The organism is Scleromatobacter humisilvae (assembly GCF_023231945.1).
GTDB classification, from domain to species: Bacteria; Pseudomonadota; Gammaproteobacteria; order Burkholderiales; family Burkholderiaceae_C; genus Scleromatobacter; species Scleromatobacter humisilvae.
The window spans coordinates 403,935-420,351 of record NZ_JAJLJH010000001.1; the positions used below are offsets into that span (position 1 = coordinate 403,935).

Annotated in this window: 14 protein-coding genes; 8 read left to right on the forward strand and 6 right to left on the reverse strand. The window is 69.7% G+C overall.

Annotated features, from left to right (window positions below; translation table 11 throughout):
* Nucleotides 1-77 precede the first annotated feature (77 nt).
* The 3 genes from LPC04_RS01870 (at nt 78) to LPC04_RS01880 (ending at nt 3,223) form a co-directional block, all read left to right on the forward strand.
* Nucleotides 78-1,145, forward strand: a complete 1,068-nt coding sequence (locus LPC04_RS01870; RefSeq protein WP_275680482.1) for an OmpA family protein — start codon at nt 78-80, stop codon at nt 1,143-1,145.
* A 139-nt stretch (nt 1,146-1,284) separates the two neighbouring features.
* Nucleotides 1,285-2,595 (forward strand): MFS transporter, encoded by a 1,311-nt coding sequence (locus tag LPC04_RS01875; RefSeq protein ID WP_275680483.1) that lies wholly within the window; start codon nt 1,285-1,287, stop codon nt 2,593-2,595.
* A 94-nt stretch (nt 2,596-2,689) separates the two neighbouring features.
* Complete coding sequence (locus LPC04_RS01880; RefSeq protein WP_275680484.1) at nt 2,690-3,223, forward strand: GrpB family protein; 534 nt, start codon at nt 2,690-2,692, stop codon at nt 3,221-3,223.
* Here the strand turns inward: LPC04_RS01880 and speD are convergent, their stop codons facing one another.
* Nucleotides 3,224-3,589, reverse strand: a complete 366-nt coding sequence (speD, locus tag LPC04_RS01885; protein WP_275680485.1) for an adenosylmethionine decarboxylase — start codon at nt 3,587-3,589, stop codon at nt 3,224-3,226.
* A gap of 101 nt (nt 3,590-3,690) precedes the next feature.
* Here speD and LPC04_RS01890 point away from each other — a divergent pair, with 101 nt between their 5' ends.
* From LPC04_RS01890 to LPC04_RS01900, 3 genes are read left to right on the forward strand one after another with little or no spacing between them, the layout of a single operon-like run.
* On the forward strand, nt 3,691-4,572 hold the full coding sequence (locus tag LPC04_RS01890; RefSeq protein WP_420854694.1) for a 3',5'-nucleoside bisphosphate phosphatase: 882 nt from the start codon (nt 3,691-3,693) through the stop codon (nt 4,570-4,572).
* The gene (locus LPC04_RS01895; RefSeq protein ID WP_275680486.1) at nt 4,569-5,534 is read left to right on the forward strand and encodes a DMT family transporter; all 966 of its coding nucleotides are present in this window, start codon (nt 4,569-4,571) and stop codon (nt 5,532-5,534) included. The genes LPC04_RS01890 and LPC04_RS01895 overlap by 4 nt, the downstream gene beginning before the upstream one ends.
* A 44-nt stretch (nt 5,535-5,578) precedes the next feature.
* Nucleotides 5,579-6,214 carry an L-threonylcarbamoyladenylate synthase gene (locus tag LPC04_RS01900; RefSeq protein ID WP_275680487.1) on the forward strand — a complete coding sequence of 212 codons (636 nt, stop codon included), beginning with the start codon at nt 5,579-5,581 and terminating at the stop codon, nt 6,212-6,214.
* On the opposite strand, the gene LPC04_RS01905 is transcribed toward LPC04_RS01900, so the two are convergent.
* Genes LPC04_RS01905 through LPC04_RS01915 form a run of 3 tightly spaced genes read right to left on the reverse strand, consistent with a single transcriptional unit; the run spans nt 6,211 to nt 9,565 of the window.
* A complete protein-coding gene (locus LPC04_RS01905; protein ID WP_275680488.1) occupies nt 6,211-6,561 on the reverse strand; it encodes a RidA family protein in 351 nt (116 codons plus the stop codon). The two genes, LPC04_RS01900 and LPC04_RS01905, sit on opposite strands and share 4 nt — an antisense overlap.
* Nucleotides 6,562-6,582: 21 nt before the next feature.
* Nucleotides 6,583-7,188: a glycerol-3-phosphate 1-O-acyltransferase PlsY gene (gene plsY, locus LPC04_RS01910; RefSeq protein WP_275681905.1), complete on the reverse strand. Its 606-nt coding sequence runs from the start codon at nt 7,186-7,188 to the stop codon at nt 6,583-6,585.
* A gap of 58 nt (nt 7,189-7,246) precedes the next feature.
* Nucleotides 7,247-9,565, reverse strand: a complete 2,319-nt coding sequence (locus LPC04_RS01915) for a putative bifunctional diguanylate cyclase/phosphodiesterase (protein WP_275680489.1) — start codon at nt 9,563-9,565, stop codon at nt 7,247-7,249.
* Nucleotides 9,566-9,944: 379 nt separating this feature from the next.
* On the opposite strand from LPC04_RS01915, the gene LPC04_RS01920 reads away from it, so the two are divergent.
* Nucleotides 9,945-10,511 (forward strand): DUF427 domain-containing protein, encoded by a 567-nt coding sequence (locus LPC04_RS01920; protein ID WP_275680490.1) that lies wholly within the window; start codon nt 9,945-9,947, stop codon nt 10,509-10,511.
* 51 nt (nt 10,512-10,562) lie between these two features.
* Here the strand turns inward: LPC04_RS01920 and LPC04_RS01925 are convergent, their stop codons facing one another.
* Entirely contained in the window at nt 10,563-11,474 is a 912-nt protein-coding gene (locus tag LPC04_RS01925; protein ID WP_275680491.1) for a tetratricopeptide repeat protein, read from the reverse strand.
* A gap of 274 nt (nt 11,475-11,748) precedes the next feature.
* Here LPC04_RS01925 and LPC04_RS01930 point away from each other — a divergent pair, with 274 nt between their 5' ends.
* A complete protein-coding gene (locus tag LPC04_RS01930; RefSeq protein ID WP_275680492.1) occupies nt 11,749-13,332 on the forward strand; it encodes a S53 family peptidase in 1,584 nt (527 codons plus the stop codon).
* A 104-nt stretch (nt 13,333-13,436) separates the two neighbouring features.
* Here LPC04_RS01930 and LPC04_RS01935 read toward each other — a convergent pair whose 3' ends face one another.
* Nucleotides 13,437-16,280, reverse strand: coding sequence for a TonB-dependent receptor domain-containing protein (locus LPC04_RS01935; RefSeq protein WP_275680493.1), 2,844 nt, complete (start codon nt 16,278-16,280; stop codon nt 13,437-13,439).
* Between the last annotated feature and the right edge of the window lie 137 nt (nt 16,281-16,417).

The window sequence follows — 16,417 nt, forward strand, 5'->3', positions numbered from 1 at the left end:
AACGAGAGCGCCCAGCGCACGGGGCCTCGTTGGACACCCGTGACACCCCTTCCAAAAACTTCATCAGGAGTGAGTCAATGACTCGACAGAAATCGCTCGCGATCAACGTGCTGGCAGCAGCCGCCGCGCTCGCCTGCATCGGCACCGCCTCTGCACAAGAGAACACCTACAACCCCAACGCCTACATCCTGCTCAATGGCAGCGTGATGAAGCCGGATTCGAAGTTCCCCGAGGACAAGGTCGGCTACGGCGGTGGCGTCAAGATCGGCGTGCCGCTCAACCCGAGCTGGGACATCCAGGTCGGCGGCAACTACGCCGAGTCCAAGGATCACGGCCTCAAGATGCACGAGTACCTCGGCGGCGTCGACGCGCTGTACCTGTTCACGCCGGCCGGCTTCCGTCCGTTCGTGCTGGTCGGCCTGGGCGCCTCGCGCGACAGCGGCACTACCATCGACCGCCACACGTCGCCCTATGTCAACGCCGGCGTGGGCTTCCAGTACAAGTTCACCCCGACGCTGGGCATGCAGGCCGACATCCGCGAGACCGACTCCTTCTATCGCCATCGCGACCCGTTCGACGGCATGAAGAACTCGGCCAACACCTACGTCAACGTGGGCCTGACCTGGGCCTTCGGCGCGCCGCCGGTCGCCGCGCCGGTGCCGGTCGCCACGACGACGCGCACGGAGGAGACGACCACCGTCACGACGCCGCCGCCCGCACCGGTCTACACGCCGCCGCCGCCGCCCCCGCCGGCCCCGGTGATGAAGAAGTACACGCTGTCGGCCAGCGAACTCTTCGCGTTCAACAGCGCCAAGCTGGGCCCGAACCAGCCCAAGCTCGATGAAGTCGCCACGACGATGCAGGCCAACTCGGACATCGCCAGCGTGACCATCGTCGGCTACACCGACCGCATCGGCAGCAAGGCCTACAACCAGAAGCTGTCCGAGGAGCGCGCCAACTCGGTCAAGTCCTACCTCGAGGGCAAGGGCGTCGCCGCCAATCGCCTGACCGCGGTCGGCAAGGGCGAGGCCGATCCGGTGGTCGAGTGCAAGGACGAGAAGAAGCGCCCCGCGCTGATCAAGTGCCTGGAGCCGAACCGCCGCGTCGAGATCGAGCCGGTCACGTTCACGAAGCAAGTGAACTGATCAGGCTCAAGCCCTGATCGACAGGCCCGCAGCCTCGGCTCGCGGGCCTTTTTCGTTGCGGGGATGAGTGTTTCCCCCGCTGCCGAGATCGCCCGGCGGTCGCAGGATGCGGCAAACACGACAAGACTGGAGACGAACGATGACCACCCTGGCTGCCGAACCGCTGGGCCCGCCCGCGCTCCCGGACAGCGCCGCCGACGCCGTCTATCGCAAGGTCGCGGTGCGGCTGATCCCGCTGCTGTTCCTGTGCTACATCGCGGCCTATCTCGACCGCGTCAACGTCAGCTTCGCCAAGCTGCAGATGCAGCAGCAACTGGGGCTGAGCGAATCGGTCTACGGCCTGGGCTCGGGCATCTTCTTCATCGGCTACTTCATCTTCGAGATCCCCAGCAACGTGATGCTGCACAAGGTCGGCGCCGGGCGCTGGATCGCGCGCATCATGGTCACGTGGGCGATCCTGTCGGCGGCGATGATGTTCGTCAGCTCGGCGACGAGCTTCTACATCGTGCGCTTCCTGCTGGGCGTGGCCGAGGCCGGCTTCTTCCCCGGCATCATCCTGTACCTCACGTACTGGTTCCCCGCCGCGCGGCGCGGGCGCGCGACCTCGCTGTTCCTCGCCGCGATCGCGGTGGCCGGGCTGATCGGCAATCCGATCTCGGGCTGGATCATGCATTCGCTGAGCGGGGCCGCCGGGCTGCAGGGCTGGCAATGGCTGTTCATCCTCGAGGCGCTGCCCTCGCTGGTGCTGGGCGTGCTGGCCTGGTTCTGGCTCGAGGATCGCGTCAAGAACGCGCAGTGGCTCACGCCGCAGGAGCGCGACCTGATCGCGCGCGACATCGCCGCCGAGGAGTCGCACAAGGCCGACGGCAGCCTCGGCCGGGTGCTGTCGGACGGCAAGATCTGGCTGTGCGCATTCATCTACTTCGCGATCGTCTCGGGCCTGTATGGCGTGACGTTCTGGTTGCCCACCATCATCAAGGAACTGGGCATCCCCGACCCGCTGCAGGTGGGCCTGATCGGCGCCGTGCCGTGGGCCTTCGGCATCGCCGCGATGTACCTGATGGCGCGCAGCGCCGACCGGCGCCACGAGTACCGCTGGCACACGGCGGTGTCGTGCGTGGCCAGCGCGGTGGGGCTGGTGATCAGCGTCGCCTTCCACGCCGATGCCTTGCTCGCCATGACGGGCCTGACGATCGCGGCGATGGGCATCATGTCGGCGCTGCCGATCTTCTGGAGCAACCCGACCGCGCTGCTGGGCGGTACGGCCGCGGCCATGGGCATCGCCTTCATCAACTCGGTGGGCAACCTCGCGGGCTTCGCGATCCCGCTGATCATCGGCGTCATCAAGGACAGGACGCACTCCACCGACGCCGGCCTGCACATGCTGGCCGTGCTGATGATCCTGGGCGCGATCGCGGTGCTGATCCTGCGCAAGCCCGCGGCGCGCTGACCACGCGGCTCGGGGTCGGCCCGATGTTGCCCGGCGGGATGCACGGCACAATGCCGCATCCCGACCCCCGCGCGCGAGCGCCGAAACACCGACCATGAGCCTGGCCTTCCCCGACGTGCAGGGCACGCGCCCTGAAGCCGACGCCCGCGACGCCGTCACGGTGCTCGCCCCACGCCACTACCAGGAAGTTGCCGTCGCGGCCTACGAGGATGCCGAGCTGCTGCTGTCCGCGATCCTGCCGGACGCGCGCATCGAGCATGTCGGCGCGTCGGCCGTTCCGGGCGCGTACTCGCGCGGCGGCGTCGACATCTGCGTGGCCGCGCCGCGCGACACGTTCGACGAAGCGCTGGGCGTGCTGTGCGAGGCCGGCTACCTCCAACGCTCGCAGGACGACGGCGAGCATCGCCACGCCGCGTTCGCCGCCGGCCACGGCGACGTGCCGCTGACGCTGCGGCTGATCGAGTCGGGCTCGGCGCACGAGTCGCTGATGCGCCTGCGCGACGCGCTGCGTGCCGATCCGACGCTGCTGTCACGCTGCAACGCGATCAAGATCGAGGCCGGCCCGCTGGGCGCCGCGGCCTACGCGGACGCCAAGGCCGCGTTCTTCGCCGAGATCCTCGGCCGCTGATCAGCCGCGCAGCACGCGCTGGATCTTCGGCTCCGACGGCGCGAAGGCCGCCACCAGCCGATCCATCACGGCCTCGGCGCGCGCCGAGTTGTCCGCGCCCAGGTTGCACACGTAGACATCCGCCGTGACGCCGCGCAGCTCCGGCCAGGTGTGCACCGCGAGGTGCGATTCCACCAGCAGCACGACACCGGTGACGCCCTGCGGCTGGCCGTCGTCGCCGACGAACGGATGGAACAGGCTGCCGACCGCGCGCAGGCCCGCGCGCGCGATCGCGTCCAGGCACAGCGCGCGCAGCGCGTCGGCGTCGTCGAGAGGGGTGTCGCCGCGGCAGTCCTGCAGGTCGGCGATCAGGTGGAGTCCGTGCATCGTGGCAATGGTAGGGCAGTCCGCGCCCGCTGCCGAAATGGCCGGCCATCGCTTCCCACTTGCCGCGGCACGGGCACGACGCCACCGCTAAAATCGAGGCAGTGCACGACCTCAACGCCGACCTCCACAGCCATTCGACCGCCTCCGACGGAACGCTCGGCGCAGCCGCGCTCGCTGCGCGTGCCAAGGCCAACGGCGTCGAGCTGTGGGCGCTGACCGACCATGACGAACTCGGCGGCCTGCCCGCCGCGCGTGCCGCGGCCGAGGCCGCCGGGCTGCGGTTCGTCGACGGCATCGAGATCTCGGTCACCTTCGCCGGCACCACGGTGCACATCGTGGGCCTCGGCATCGATCCCGGCAACGACGAGCTGGTCGCGGGCATCGACGAGGTGCGCGCAGGCCGCGAGCTGCGCGCCAAGCAGATGGGCGACGGCCTCGCCAAGATCGGCATCAAGGGCGCGTACGAAGGCGCGATCAAGCTGGCGCCGAATCCGAACCTCGTGTCGCGCACGCACTTCGGCCGCTTCCTCATCGCCAGCGGCGTCGCGCCCGACATGCACGCCGTCTTCCGCCGCTACCTGACCGAGGGCAAGCCGGGCTACGTCGAGCATCGCTGGGCGAAGCTGGGCGACGCCGTGCGCTGGATCCGCGGGGCTGGCGGCGTCGCGGTGATCGCGCACCCGGGTCGCTACAAGTTCACGCCGACCGAGGAGTACGCGCTGTTCACCGAGTTCCAGGCGCACGGCGGCGAGGGTGTCGAGGTCGTGACGGGCAGCCATCACGCCGGCGACATCGTCAAGTACACCGAGACGGCGCTCGAGTTCGGCCTGCTCGCCTCGCGCGGCAGCGACTTCCACGACCCCGGCGAAAGCAGGCTGGACCTCGGCCTTCTGCCCGGGCAGCTGCAGCTGTCGCCGCGCCTGACGCCGGTGTGGTCGCGCTGGACGGCCGCCGAGCTGCGCGCGCAACCCGTGCTGTCGTGAGCCCGCGCGGCGCGGTCCACGCGCACCCGCTGCAGGGCGTGCTGCTGATCCTGCTCGCGGCGGCCTGCTTCGCCTCGCTGGATTCGACCGCGCGCGGACTGAGCCAGCCGGACGGCCGCTGGGGCGTGCCGGTGCTGCTGATCATGACGCTGCGCTACACGGTGCAGGCCGTGGTGATGGCCGTCGCGCTCGCGCCGCGCGGGCGCGCGGGCTTCGCGTCGGCGCACCCGAAGTTCCAGTGGCTGCGCGGCATCCTGCTGCTGGCCACCAGCTTCTGCTCGTTCTTCGCGGTGCGCTTCATGCCGGTGCCCGAGTACACGGCCATCAACATGCTGACGCCGCTGCTGGTCACCGTGCTCGCGGCGACCGTGTTGCGCGAGTCGGTGTCGCGACTGCGCTGGGCGCTGGTGTTCGGCGGCTTCGCCGGCGCGCTGGTCGTCATCCGGCCGGGCTCGGGCACCTTCGGCTGGGTGGTCGCGCTGCCGCTGCTGGGCGCGGTCGCGTACGCGAGCTTCCAGGTGCTGACGAGCCGGCTCGCCGGTGCCGAGAGCCCGTACACGACGCACTTCTGGACCGGCTTCGTCGGCTCGGTGGTGCTGTGGCCGGTGCTGGCGGTCGCGGCCTCGACGCAGGGCATCGGCGCCAGCCTCGCGCTGGTGCGGCACCTGCCCGCCAGCGCGTGGCCGCTGATGGCCTTCTGCGGCCTGCTGGGCACCACCGGCCACCTGTTCCTCATCCTGGCGCTCGGCAAGGCGCGCACCGCCACGCTGATGCCCTTCGTCTACGTGCAGATCGGCTTCGCGGCCTTGATCGCGTGGGTCGCCTTCGACCACGTGCCCGACCACTGGGCCTGGATCGGCATGGCCGTGATCGCGGCCTGCGGCGCGAGCTCGGCGGCGCTCAACATGCGCCGGCCCGGCGCGTCGACGCCTGCGGCCGCGGTGGACGTGTTGCCCGAATAGGCGTTGTCACGGCGCGGACGCGGCGTCGCTGAGACAATGGCGCCATGGCCCAGTTCTTCGAAGTCCATCCCGACAACCCGCAGATCCGCCTGCTGCGCCAGGCGGCGCAGATCCTGCACGACGGCGGGCTCGCGGCGGTGCCCACCGACTCGAGCTACGCGTTCGTGTGCCACCTCGACGACAAGGACGCCGTCGAGAAACTGCGCCGCGTGCGCGGCGTCGACGACAAGCACCACCTCACGCTGCTGTGCCGCGACCTGTCGGAACTCGCCAACTACGCGCGCGTCGACAACCGCCAGTACCGCATGCTCAAGGCAGCGACGCCGGGGCCGTTCACGTTCATCCTCGACGCCACCAAGGAAGTGCCGCGCCGCGTGTCGCATCCGTCGCGCCGCACGATCGGCCTGCGCGTGCCCGATCACAAGGTGCTGCAGGCACTGCTCGAGGAGCTCGGCCAGCCGCTGCTCGCGACGACGCTGATCCCGCCCGGCGAGACGCAGCCGATGAACGACACCGAGGAGATCCGCAAGCGCTTCGAGAAGAGCATCCAGGCCATCGTCTGCGCGGGCGCATGCCCGATGGAGCCGACGACCGTGGTCGACCTGAGCGGCGACGAGCCGGTGCTGGTGCGCGAGGGGCGCGGCGATCCGGCGCTGCTCGGGCTCGAGACAACCGCCTAGACGGCAGCCTTCACGACGATCTCGACCTTCCACTCCGGCTTGGCGAGCTTCGCCTCGACCGTCGCGCGCGGCGGCGCGTGGCCGCCGGCGACCCAGGCGTCCCAGGCTGCGTTCATCGCGGCGAAGTCGGCGATGTCGGCCAGGAAGATCTGCGCCATCAGGATGCGCGACTTGTCCGAGCCCGCGCGTGCCAGCAGCGCGTCGACCTGGGCGAGCACGTCGGCCGTCTGGCCTCGCGCGTCGAGGCTGGCGTCGGAGGCGACCTGGCCGGCCAGGTAGGCCACGCCGTTGTGCACGGCCATGTCGGACATGCGGGGGCCGACGTCGAATCGTTGGATGTCGCTCATGAGTTCTCTCGAAAAATTGGGTTACTTGGCCTTGCTGCCCAGCTTCGACTCGGTGCCGGCGCGCAGCTTGGCGATGTTGGAGCGGTGCCGCCAGACCAGCAGCACGCTCATGACGGCCACCAGTGCGACGACTTGCGGGTCGCCGATCAGCAACCATGTGTAGAGGGGCGCGAGCACGGCCGTGACCAGCGCGGCGAGCGACGAGTAGCGCGTCGCGAACGCGACGACGAGCCAGGTGCCCAGGCTCGCGAGGCCGACCCAGCCGTTCAGCGCCAGCAGCACGCCCGCCGCGGTGGCCACGCCCTTGCCACCCTGGAAGCGGAAGAACACCGGGTACAGATGGCCCAGGAACGCGGCCACGCCGGCCAGCGCGATGGTGGTCTCGGCGAAGCCGAAGCGCGGCGCCAGCGCGCGCGCCAGCAGCACCGCGACGACGCCCTTGAGCGCGTCCAGCAGCAGCGTCAGGATCGCGGCGACCTTGTTGCCGCTGCGCAGCACGTTGGTGGCGCCCGGGTTGCCCGAGCCGTACGAACGCGGATCGTCCAGGCGCATCGCCTTCGAGACGATCACGGCGAAGCTCAGCGACCCGAGCAGGTACGCCAGCACCGCCACGCCCACCACCACCATCGAGGAACTCGCCACCACCGCCGCCCACCGTGAATTCGAAGTCGGCAAGTGTAGTGGGTCAGGCCGTCCCGAGCGCCCTCACCTGTTCGACCAGCGCGAGCGGCCGCTGCAACCAGCCCTTCCAGAACACGAGGAACTCGTCGAGCGGACAGGCCGGCGAGACGAGCCAGCCCTGGACCTCGTCGCAGCCCACCGACGAGACCGCCGCCAGCTGCGCTGCCGACTCGACGCCTTCGGCCACGGTGCGCATGTTGAGCGTCACCGCGAGCTGCGAGATCATCTGCACGATGGCGCGGGTGTCGATCGAGTTCATCAGCTCGTTGACGAACGCGCGGTCGATCTTGAGCGTGTCGAACGGGAAGCGGCGCAGGTAGGCGAGCGACGAGTAGCCGGTGCCGAAGTCGTCGAGCGCCACGCGCACGCCCAGTGCGCGCAGCGCGTGCAGGCGCTGCAGCGCGCCGTCGACGTCGTCGATGAACACCGACTCGGTGATCTCGAGCTCGAGGCGGAACGGGTCGAGCCGGCTCGCCGCCAGCGCCTCGCGCACGCAGGCGATGAAGGCGTCGTCGTGCAGTTGCGTCGGCGACACGTTGACCGAGATCCCGAGCCCCGGCATCGACGCCACCGCCACGCGGCAGGCCTCGCGCAGCACCCAGGCGCCGATCTCGCGGATCACGCCGGACTTCTCCGCGATCGGGATGAACTCGATCGGCGCGACGTGGCCCAGCTGCGGATGCTCCCAGCGCAGCAGCACCTCGACGCCCACCACGCGCGAGGACTCGATGTCCACCTTGGGCTGCCAGTGCAGCTCGAGCTGGCCGCGCTGGATCGCCTGGCGCAGCTCCTGCTCGATCATCACGCTGCGGCGGTTGCGGTCGCCGAGGTCCGACGAATAGGCCGCGTAGCGCGCGCGCCCGGCCTTCTTGGCGGCGTAGAGCGCGATGTCCGCGTGCACCAGCAGGTCGTCGGCGCTGATGTCGCCCTCGGCCCGGCGCGCGACGCCGATGCTGGCCGAGGCACGCAGCGAACGGCCGCCGAGCTCGACCGGCTCCTCGAGCACGTCGATGAGCCGTTGCGACAGCGCGTCGACGTCGACATCGACGCCCGCGTCTTCCAGCACCAGCAACGCGAACTCGTCGCCGCCCAGGCGCGCGACGAGGTCGGGCGCGCGCCGGCAGGCGAGCAGGCGCGCCGCGACCGTCTGCAGCAACTGGTCGCCGGCGGCGTGGCCCAGCGTGTCGTTGACCAGCTTGAAGTGATCGAGGTCCAGCACGAGCAGCGCGACCAGCCGCTCCTGCACGATGGCCGCGCGCAGCGCGCCGTGCAGCGTGAAACGGTTGGCCAGGCCGGTCAGCGAATCGGTGTGCGCGAGGTGCTGCAGGCGCTCCTGGGCCATCACCTGCTCGGTGACGTCGGCGACCACGCCGCGCCAGCCCGCGGTGCGGCCGTCGTCGTCGACCAGCCGCTTGCCGTTGATGGACCAATGGCGCGGGCCGTGGTGCGACGACGCGGCGGACAGGCGCAGTTCCTTGAACGGCCGCTCGGCGTCCATCGCGGCGCGAAGCCGCGCGACGTCGGCGCCGGCCTGCGCCAGCAGTTCGACGAAGGGCCGTTCGCGCAGCAGCGCCTCGTCCAGCCCGAGCAGCGTGGCCAGGCGCGGCGAATGGTGCGCGACGCAGCCGTCCAGGCCGGTCTCCCACAGCGCCTCGGCGGCGTTCTGCTCGAAGTCGTGCAGCAGCACCGCCATCATGCGTTCCTGGCGCTTGGCCTCGGCCTGCGACTGCAGCAGCGCGGTGGCCTTGCGCGAGGTCGCGAGCGTGCCCGCGATGACGACCAGCGCGTAGATCGTCTGCAGCACCGCCACGGCGGCGAAGATGCGGTCGCCGGTCAGCACGCAGGCGATCACGCCCGACGACGCGAAGATCACGACGAACCAGACCGCCGCCACCGGCAACGGGCTGAGCACGAAGGCGCCGGCCGCGAGCATGCCGGTGACCATCGCCACGACGAGCAGTTGCTGCTGCGGCGCCGCGTGCGCGAACCACAGGATCGGCAAGGCCGCCCACACGAGCGCGAGCAGGTTCGCATGCACGTTGGCGTGGCGGATCGCCGCGGGCGAGGCCATCGCGTGCACCCGATGGCGCCCGCGCCACCAGCCCAGCAGCGCGAAGACGCACAGCGCGTAGAGCAGCGCGAGCCACACGAGCATGCCCATGGGCACGTCGTCGCGGTAGGCCCAGACCACCAGCGCGCCGTTGCCGATGTTGGCCGTCATCGTGAACGGCGTCAGCCGCACCACCGAATGCAGGTGCGCCGCCCGGATCTGCGCGGAATCGCGATCGCCGGCGCTGTACACGGCCAGCATCTCCGATCGCATGAAACGATCGGAAAGACGGCGTGCAAGTGCGGCGAGCGGGTGCTCTGGCGTCATGTCCCTGGGCGGAGAGGCGAACTGTGTGGATGCCGGCGCACGAACCGGCGGTCGGGCGGACCCGTGATGCTGCATCGACACGCCGGCATCGACTGTTGAGCGATTTTGTGCCTTTGCGGCGAACTTGAGTCGCGATTCCCGCCGACAGGGTCAATTCCGCACATCCGGCACGCCGCCGGAGGTGCGCCTCCGTGCAGGGGAGATCCTGGCTGGGCGACGCGTCGGCGTACGCATGGTGGTGATCGACGACACGGTCCGATCTCTGCTGCAATGCAGCACACCCCCACGCAACACGCCGGAGACGTCTCCGTTGTACGCTGCGCGGATGAGTTCCCTTCCGACATTCGACGACGACGCCCTGGACGGCGCCCGCAGCCATTGGCACTGGCGTGGCCAGGCCCGCCCCGCCTTCGCCGTCGCCCCGAAAGCCGGGCAGGAATCGGTGTGGGACTATCCGCGCCCGCCCCGGCTGGAGATCGACCCGCGCGAGGTCGTCGTCCGCTGGGGGGACCTCGAGGTCGCGCGCAGCACGCGTGCGATCCGCGCGCTCGAGACGGCGCATCCGCCCAGCTTCTACATCCCGCTGGCCGACGTCGCGCCGGGCCTGCTGGAACTCGCCGAAGGCACGTCGCTGTGCGAGTGGAAGGGGCCGGCGCGCTACTGGTCGCTGGTGGACGGCTCGCGCCGTCTGGCCAAGGTCGCCTGGAGCTATCCGCAGCCGCTGCCCGGCTCGGAGATGCTGCGCGACGCGGTCGCCTTCTATTGCCACGAACTGGAATGCCGCGTGGGCGGCGCGCGCGTCGCGCCGCAGCCGGGCGGCTTCTACGGCGGCTGGATCACGCCGGAGCTGGTCGGGCCGTTCAAGGGCGAGCCGGGCAGCGAGGGCTGGTGATGCGGCGATGAAAAACGGGGCCCGCGGGCCCCGTTGCCGTTCGCGCGTGGCTTACCAGCCGCCGCCGTCGTCGCTGCCGCCCCCGCCGCCGCCCGAGAAGTCCGAGCCGCCACCACCGGGGTCGCCGCCCCAGTCGTTGCCGCCGGTGCCGAAGTCGATCGGGCGGTTCTCGAGATCGCTCTGCGCCTGGCTCGCGCCGTTGTCGAGGTAGCCGCTGCCGCCCTGGTAGCCGCCGTTGTTGCCATAGTTCTCGTCGTGGCGGCCTTCGAGCATCTTCTCGAGCAGCATGCCGCCGGCCACGCCCGCGCCCGCGGCCAGGCCGGTGCGCAGCAGGCCGCTGCCGGGCGACGCGCCGCCGTAGCCAGGGCCGTAGCCCGGGCCGTAACCCGGCTGCGGCATGCCAGGCTGCATGCCGCCGTAGCCGCCCTGGGGCGCGTAGCCGCCACCGGCCATGTTGTTGGCGATGGCGCGGCGCGACACCGCGCGGAAGATCAGGAACGCGACGAGCGCCAGGCCGCCGACCCAGACCCAGCCGGGAATGCCGCCGGACGACGCCTGCGGCGGGACGGCCGGCGCCATGTTCACGCGCGTCGGCGCCGCCTGCGGCACCACTTGCGTGCCGGCCGCCGGGGCGGCCTGCGCGCGCTGCAGTTCCTGCTCGAAGCTGCGGAACTTGGCCGGATCGTTGGTGAACGACAAGGCCGGATCGAGCTCGCGCGCCTTGCGGGCCTGCGCGGCGGCATCGCCGAACTTGGCGTCGTGCGCCAGGATCTCGGCGTAGAGGTAATGCGCCTTCGCGCTCTGCGGCTTGTCGGCGACGACCTCCTGCATCATCGATTCGGCCTTCGGATAGTCGCCGGTCTTGATGGCGGACTGCACGTCGTTGACCGACGGCAACGCCATCGCGGCGACCGACCACAGGGCGGCGGCACATGCGGCCGCCAACATCATCTTGCGTTTCATCGTCATGTCCTTTCAGACGGGAGAGCCACCGACATCATGCTCTCTCGGAGTCGGCGCTGTCTCGCCGCCTACATGGGGCCTGCCCGAGCAGGGATCAAGGGCGCAGGCCCGGCTTTTTGCGGCGGATCCACCGACCTCGGCAAATCGCGAGCCCGGGGTCGTTCCCCCGCGTTCCGACAACCATTTTTACTTCGTTGGGGGTGGACGCCGGCCGGCGACAGGCAGACGATCCTCGGACGCCGCTTCGGCGGGCCAACGTCGCAAAGGAAGCATCATGGCCAGCAGACATACCATCCCGGGTAGCGAACGCCACGCGCTGGAAGGCGCCCAGGCGATCGGGCCCGCACGCGCCGACGAGCGCATCGAAGTGACGCTGCGCCTGCGCGCGAAGACGCCGGTGGCGCACGCGATGGCCACCAACGGCGCCGCCGACGACACCCATCCCGGCCAGCGCAAGTACCTCACGCGCGAGCAGTTCGCCGCCGCGCACGGCGCCGATGCGCACGACCTGGCCAGCATCGCCGCGTTCGCCAAGGCGCAGAACCTCGTGGTGGTGGAGTCCGATGCGGCGCGCCGCAGCGTCGTGCTGTCCGGCACCACGCAGGCCATGAACGACGCGTTCGGGGTGCAGTTGCAGCAGTACGAGCACGCCTCGGGCAGCTACCGCGGCCGCACCGGCACGATCAGCGTGCCGGGCGATCTCGCGGGCGTGGTCGAAGGCGTCTTCGGACTCGACGACCGCCCCGCCGCCGATCCGCACTTCCAGCGCTACGAGCCGGTGCTGGGCATGCGCTCGGTCGCGGCCAAGTCGTTCACGCCGCCGGCGCTCGCCAAGCTGTACGACTTCCCCACCGACGCCGACGGCAGCGGCCAGTGCATCGGCATCATCGAGCTGGGCGGCGGCTACAAGCCGGCCGACCTCAGCACCTATTTCGCGGGCCTGGGCATCGCCAACCCGAAGGTCAAGGCCGTGCTGGTCGACCACGCGAAGAACCATCCGACCAACGCCAACAGCGCCGACGGCGAGGTGATGCTGGACATCGAGGTGGCCGGCGCGCTCGCGCCCAAGGCGAACATCGTCGTCTACTTCACGCCCAACACCACGGCCGGCTTCCTCGACGCCATCACCACGGCCGTCCACGACAACGTCAACAAGCCTTCGGTGATCTCGATCAGCTGGGGCTCGGCCGAGGCGAACTGGACGACGCAGGCGATGACGCAGTACGACCAGGCGTTCCAGGCCGCCGCGGCGATGGGCGTGACGATCTGCGTGGCCGCGGGCGACAACGGCTCGTCGGACGGCGTGGCCGACGGCAAGGTGCACGTCGACTTCCCGGCCTCCAGTCCCAACGTGCTGGCCTGCGGCGGCACCAAGCTGCTGGCCAGCAGCGCGACGAAGATCTCGTCGGAAGTCGTGTGGAACGAAGGCGCCACCACCAGCGCCACCGGCGGCGGCGTCAGCGGCTTCTTCGCGCTGCCGTCGTACCAGGCCAAGGCCGGCGTGCCGGTCAGCGCCGGCGCGGGCGGCAAGGCCGGCCGCGGCGTGCCCGACGTCGCCGGCGACGCCGATCCGGCCACCGGCTACAACGTGCGCGTCGACGGCGAGAACCTGGTCTTCGGCGGAACCAGCGCCGTCGCCCCGCTGTGGGCCGGACTCGTCGCGCTGTTGAACCAGAAGCTGGGCCACCCGGTCGGCCTGCTCAACCCGATCCTGTACGGCTCGCTGGTGGGCAAGGGCACGACGCACGACATCACCAGCGGCAACAACGGTAGCTACAGCGCCAAGGCGGGCTGGGATCCGTGCACCGGCTGGGGCTCGCCGGACGGCGCGAAACTGCTGAAGGCGCTGGGCACCTGAGCCCTGCGCCCGGACGCGTCACGCGCGGGAGCGCGCGCGCATGAAAAACGCCCCGGTCGCTCGCGCGGCCGGGGCGTCGTCATTGCAGGCTCAGGCCTGGACGATCAGAAGCGGTAGGTGGCGCCCACCGCAACGGCGCATCCCGTCGGGTCGGCGTAACGGCCGTCATACCCGACCTGGTTGCCACCGACGATCTTGAGCGAGAGCGGCGGCTTCGCATCGAAGATGTTGTTGATGCCGAACGTGAGGCGAAGTTGCTTGGTCACTTCCCAACGCGTCTGCCAGTCGGCGGTCGTGTATGCCGACACGCGGCCGTTGTAGGCCACGCCGTCGCCCAGCGAGCCGTCCGGACCGACTGCCAGCACATTGCCCGAATCCGCGGTGAACGCCTGGTCCTTGTAGCCGGACTTGTAGTTCACGCTCAACGTGTTCGTGAAGTCGCCGGTCTGCATCCCCAGCGTCAGGCGGAAGATGTCGCGGAAGACGACGTTGTTGTCGCCGCCGAAGCGCCCGAGGTCGGTCTGCCTGCCGCCAGGCAGGTTGTAGTCGGCCTTGAGCATGTGCGTGCCGCTCAGGTCGGCCGAGAGCCTGCCGATCGGGGTGACCTCGCTCACGTTGAATTCCCAGTCGAGGCCGCGGTAGTCGGCGCTGCCGGCGTTGAACGGCTTCTGGATGAGGCCGATCGTCTGCGGGCCGGACGGATCCCGGTAGGGGTTCACGAACAGGCTGCCCAGCGACGCGGCGTTCGCGAAGGCGTAGCCCTCGGGGATGCCCGCCAGGATCTGGTTCTTCAGCTTCACGCCCCAGTAGTCGAGGCCGAACGACAGGCCCTTGGCCGGCTCGAGGCGGCCGCCCAGGGTCCACTGGTGCGAGGTCTCCGCCTTCAGGCCGCCGCTGCCGCTGGCCGGATTGCCTGACGAGATCAGGTCCCATTGCTCGGGATCCGTGCCGTTGGCCACGCAGACCGGGGTGCCCGGGAACGGGCAGGCATAGGAGCCCGACGTGTTGGTGCTGAAGGCCAGCGGCGCGGCGATCTGGTTGACCGACGGCGCCTTGAAGCCGGTGCCGAAGGAGCCGCGCAGCAGCAGCATGTCCACCGGCTGCGAGCGGAAGCTGAGCTTGAAGGTCGGGTGGCTGAAGCTGTTGCCTTCCTCCTGCGAGGGCAGCGGCGTCAGGTTGTTGGGGACCTGCGTGAAGGGCTCGTCGTTCTTGACGCGGTCGTAGCGGTCGAAGCGGACGGAACCCGTGAGCTCCGTCTTCTTCGCGATCGGCATCAGCAGTTCGGCGAACGCGCCGTAGTTGCGGCGGCTGGCCGACATCGGAACGTAGCCATAGAAGCCGCCGACGGCGTAATCGGTCGCGCTGGCCTCGCCCGCGGTGCCGTTGCCGAACTCCGCCATGGCGCTCGTGTCCTGGGTCAGCTTCTGGCGCGTGACGTCGACACCCAGGGCCAGCGACGAGGTGCCGCCCGGCAGCGTGAACAGGTCGCGCGAGGCGTGCAGGCTGAACACGTCCTGCGAGATCTTGGTCTTCAGGAAGGTGCCGTGCAGTTCCGCCGAAGCGAGGCTCTGTCCCGCGATCGGCACGATGGGATCGTAGGCGCCGCTCGAGATCAGGTTCACGAACTTGGTGAAGTCGAGGTAGCCGTTGACCAGCTTGTCCTGATCCTGGTTCGACGACAGCGTGACGCTGGCCGTGTAGTCCCAGTTCATCGCGGTGCCTTCGGCGCCCAGCACGTAGTGATGGGAGATCGTCTCCCATTCGTCCGTGCGGTCACCGCCATCGAACGAGCGGTAGTGCAACGAGGCGCCCGTGCTGGTGTCGCCGGAAGCGGTCTGGTAGGGAACGACGTACTTCTGCCACAGGTTGTTGAGCGGCTGCCCCGGCAGGTCTTCCGTGCCCAGGCCCATGGGCTGGGCCGACGGTGCGAATCCGGCCGTCATGTCGAACTTGGACCACAGCGCCTCGGCGAACAGCGTGGTGTTCTCGTTGACCTTGAAATGATCGGTGATGAAGACGCTGTCGCGCTTGGAGCCCGGGATGTCCTGCACCGTCGCCGCGTAGTTGGTGAAGCATCGGGTGCCGGAGGCGAACACGACGGGATTCGGGCCGCAGTTGCCGTTCGCGGCGAGGTACGGATTGAGCTTCGTGCCGCTGTCGAGATAGATGTTGGCCGGCAGCGAATTGCTGGACGGCTGGTAGAGCTCCGCGGACTGCCCGTCGATCGTCACCGGAATCAGGCCGCCGCGGCGAGACACTTCGCGCTGGCTGGCCATCAGCTTGTTCTGCACGTCGTGGCTGTAGGACAGCAGCAGGTTGTTGCGGTCCTTGTCGAAGTCGCCGAAGCCCTTGCTGATGCCCGCGCTCCACTTGCTGCCGCCGGCCTTCGTCGGGCGGGTGCCGTTGAAGGACACCTCGGCGTCGGTCTGGTTCTTCTTGGTGATGAAGTTCACCACGCCGGCGATGGCGTCGGAGCCGTACAGCGCCGAGGCGCCGTCGGTCAGCACTTCGACGCGCTCGATCGCGTCGAGCGGCAGGCTCTCGAGGTTGACGGAACCGTCGCCGCCGGACGAGCCGAAGCCGCCGAAGGGCGCGACGCGCCGGCCGTTGAGCAGCACGAGCGTGTACTTCTGGTCCAGGCCGTGGATGGCCGCGGTGGTGGTGCCGTTGCCGTTGCCGTTGACCGAGCTCGAGGATTGCTGGAAGTTGCCGCCGGTCATCGCCGGCAGCTTCTGGATCAGCTCGGTGATCGACAGCGCGCCGGTCTTGTCGATGGCGTCGCGCGAGATGACGGTGACGGGCAGTGCGCCTTCGGATTCGACGCGGCGAATCGCGGAGCCGGTGATCTCGACGCGCTGCGTGGAGGTGTCGGTGGGAGCGTTCTGGGCCCACGCGTTGGCCGCCATGGCGGCGAGCAATGCGGTGCAGATCCTGGTTCGGCTGAACATGTGAGGTCCTTCCTCGTGGAGTGGTGTACTTTCTTTTCCACGCACCCGGTCAGCCATGTTCGTTTGTTAACAAATCATGACAGCCGGGCGCGCGTTGGCCCGATTGTGTTCACCGCGACACTGAACTTTGTTCGCGA

Bases quoted from the DNA above. Each gene is read 5' to 3' on its own strand.
- LPC04_RS01870 (WP_275680482.1), top strand. From the start codon at position 78: ATGACTCGACAGAAATCGCTCGCGATCAACGTGCTGGCAGCAGCCGCC.
- LPC04_RS01875 (WP_275680483.1), top strand. From the start codon at position 1,285: ATGACCACCCTGGCTGCCGAACCGCTGGGCCCGCCCGCGCTCCCGGAC.
- LPC04_RS01880 (WP_275680484.1), top strand. From the start codon at position 2,690: ATGAGCCTGGCCTTCCCCGACGTGCAGGGCACGCGCCCTGAAGCCGAC.
- speD (WP_275680485.1), bottom strand. From the start codon at position 3,589: ATGCACGGACTCCACCTGATCGCCGACCTGCAGGACTGCCGCGGCGAC.
- LPC04_RS01900 (WP_275680487.1), top strand. From the start codon at position 5,579: ATGGCCCAGTTCTTCGAAGTCCATCCCGACAACCCGCAGATCCGCCTG.
- LPC04_RS01905 (WP_275680488.1), bottom strand. From the start codon at position 6,561: ATGAGCGACATCCAACGATTCGACGTCGGCCCCCGCATGTCCGACATG.
- plsY (WP_275681905.1), bottom strand. From the start codon at position 7,188: ATGGTGGTGGTGGGCGTGGCGGTGCTGGCGTACCTGCTCGGGTCGCTG.
- LPC04_RS01915 (WP_275680489.1), bottom strand. From the start codon at position 9,565: ATGCGATCGGAGATGCTGGCCGTGTACAGCGCCGGCGATCGCGATTCC.
- LPC04_RS01920 (WP_275680490.1), top strand. From the start codon at position 9,945: ATGAGTTCCCTTCCGACATTCGACGACGACGCCCTGGACGGCGCCCGC.
- LPC04_RS01925 (WP_275680491.1), bottom strand. From the start codon at position 11,474: ATGAAACGCAAGATGATGTTGGCGGCCGCATGTGCCGCCGCCCTGTGG.
- LPC04_RS01930 (WP_275680492.1), top strand. From the start codon at position 11,749: ATGGCCAGCAGACATACCATCCCGGGTAGCGAACGCCACGCGCTGGAA.
- LPC04_RS01935 (WP_275680493.1), bottom strand. From the start codon at position 16,280: ATGTTCAGCCGAACCAGGATCTGCACCGCATTGCTCGCCGCCATGGCG.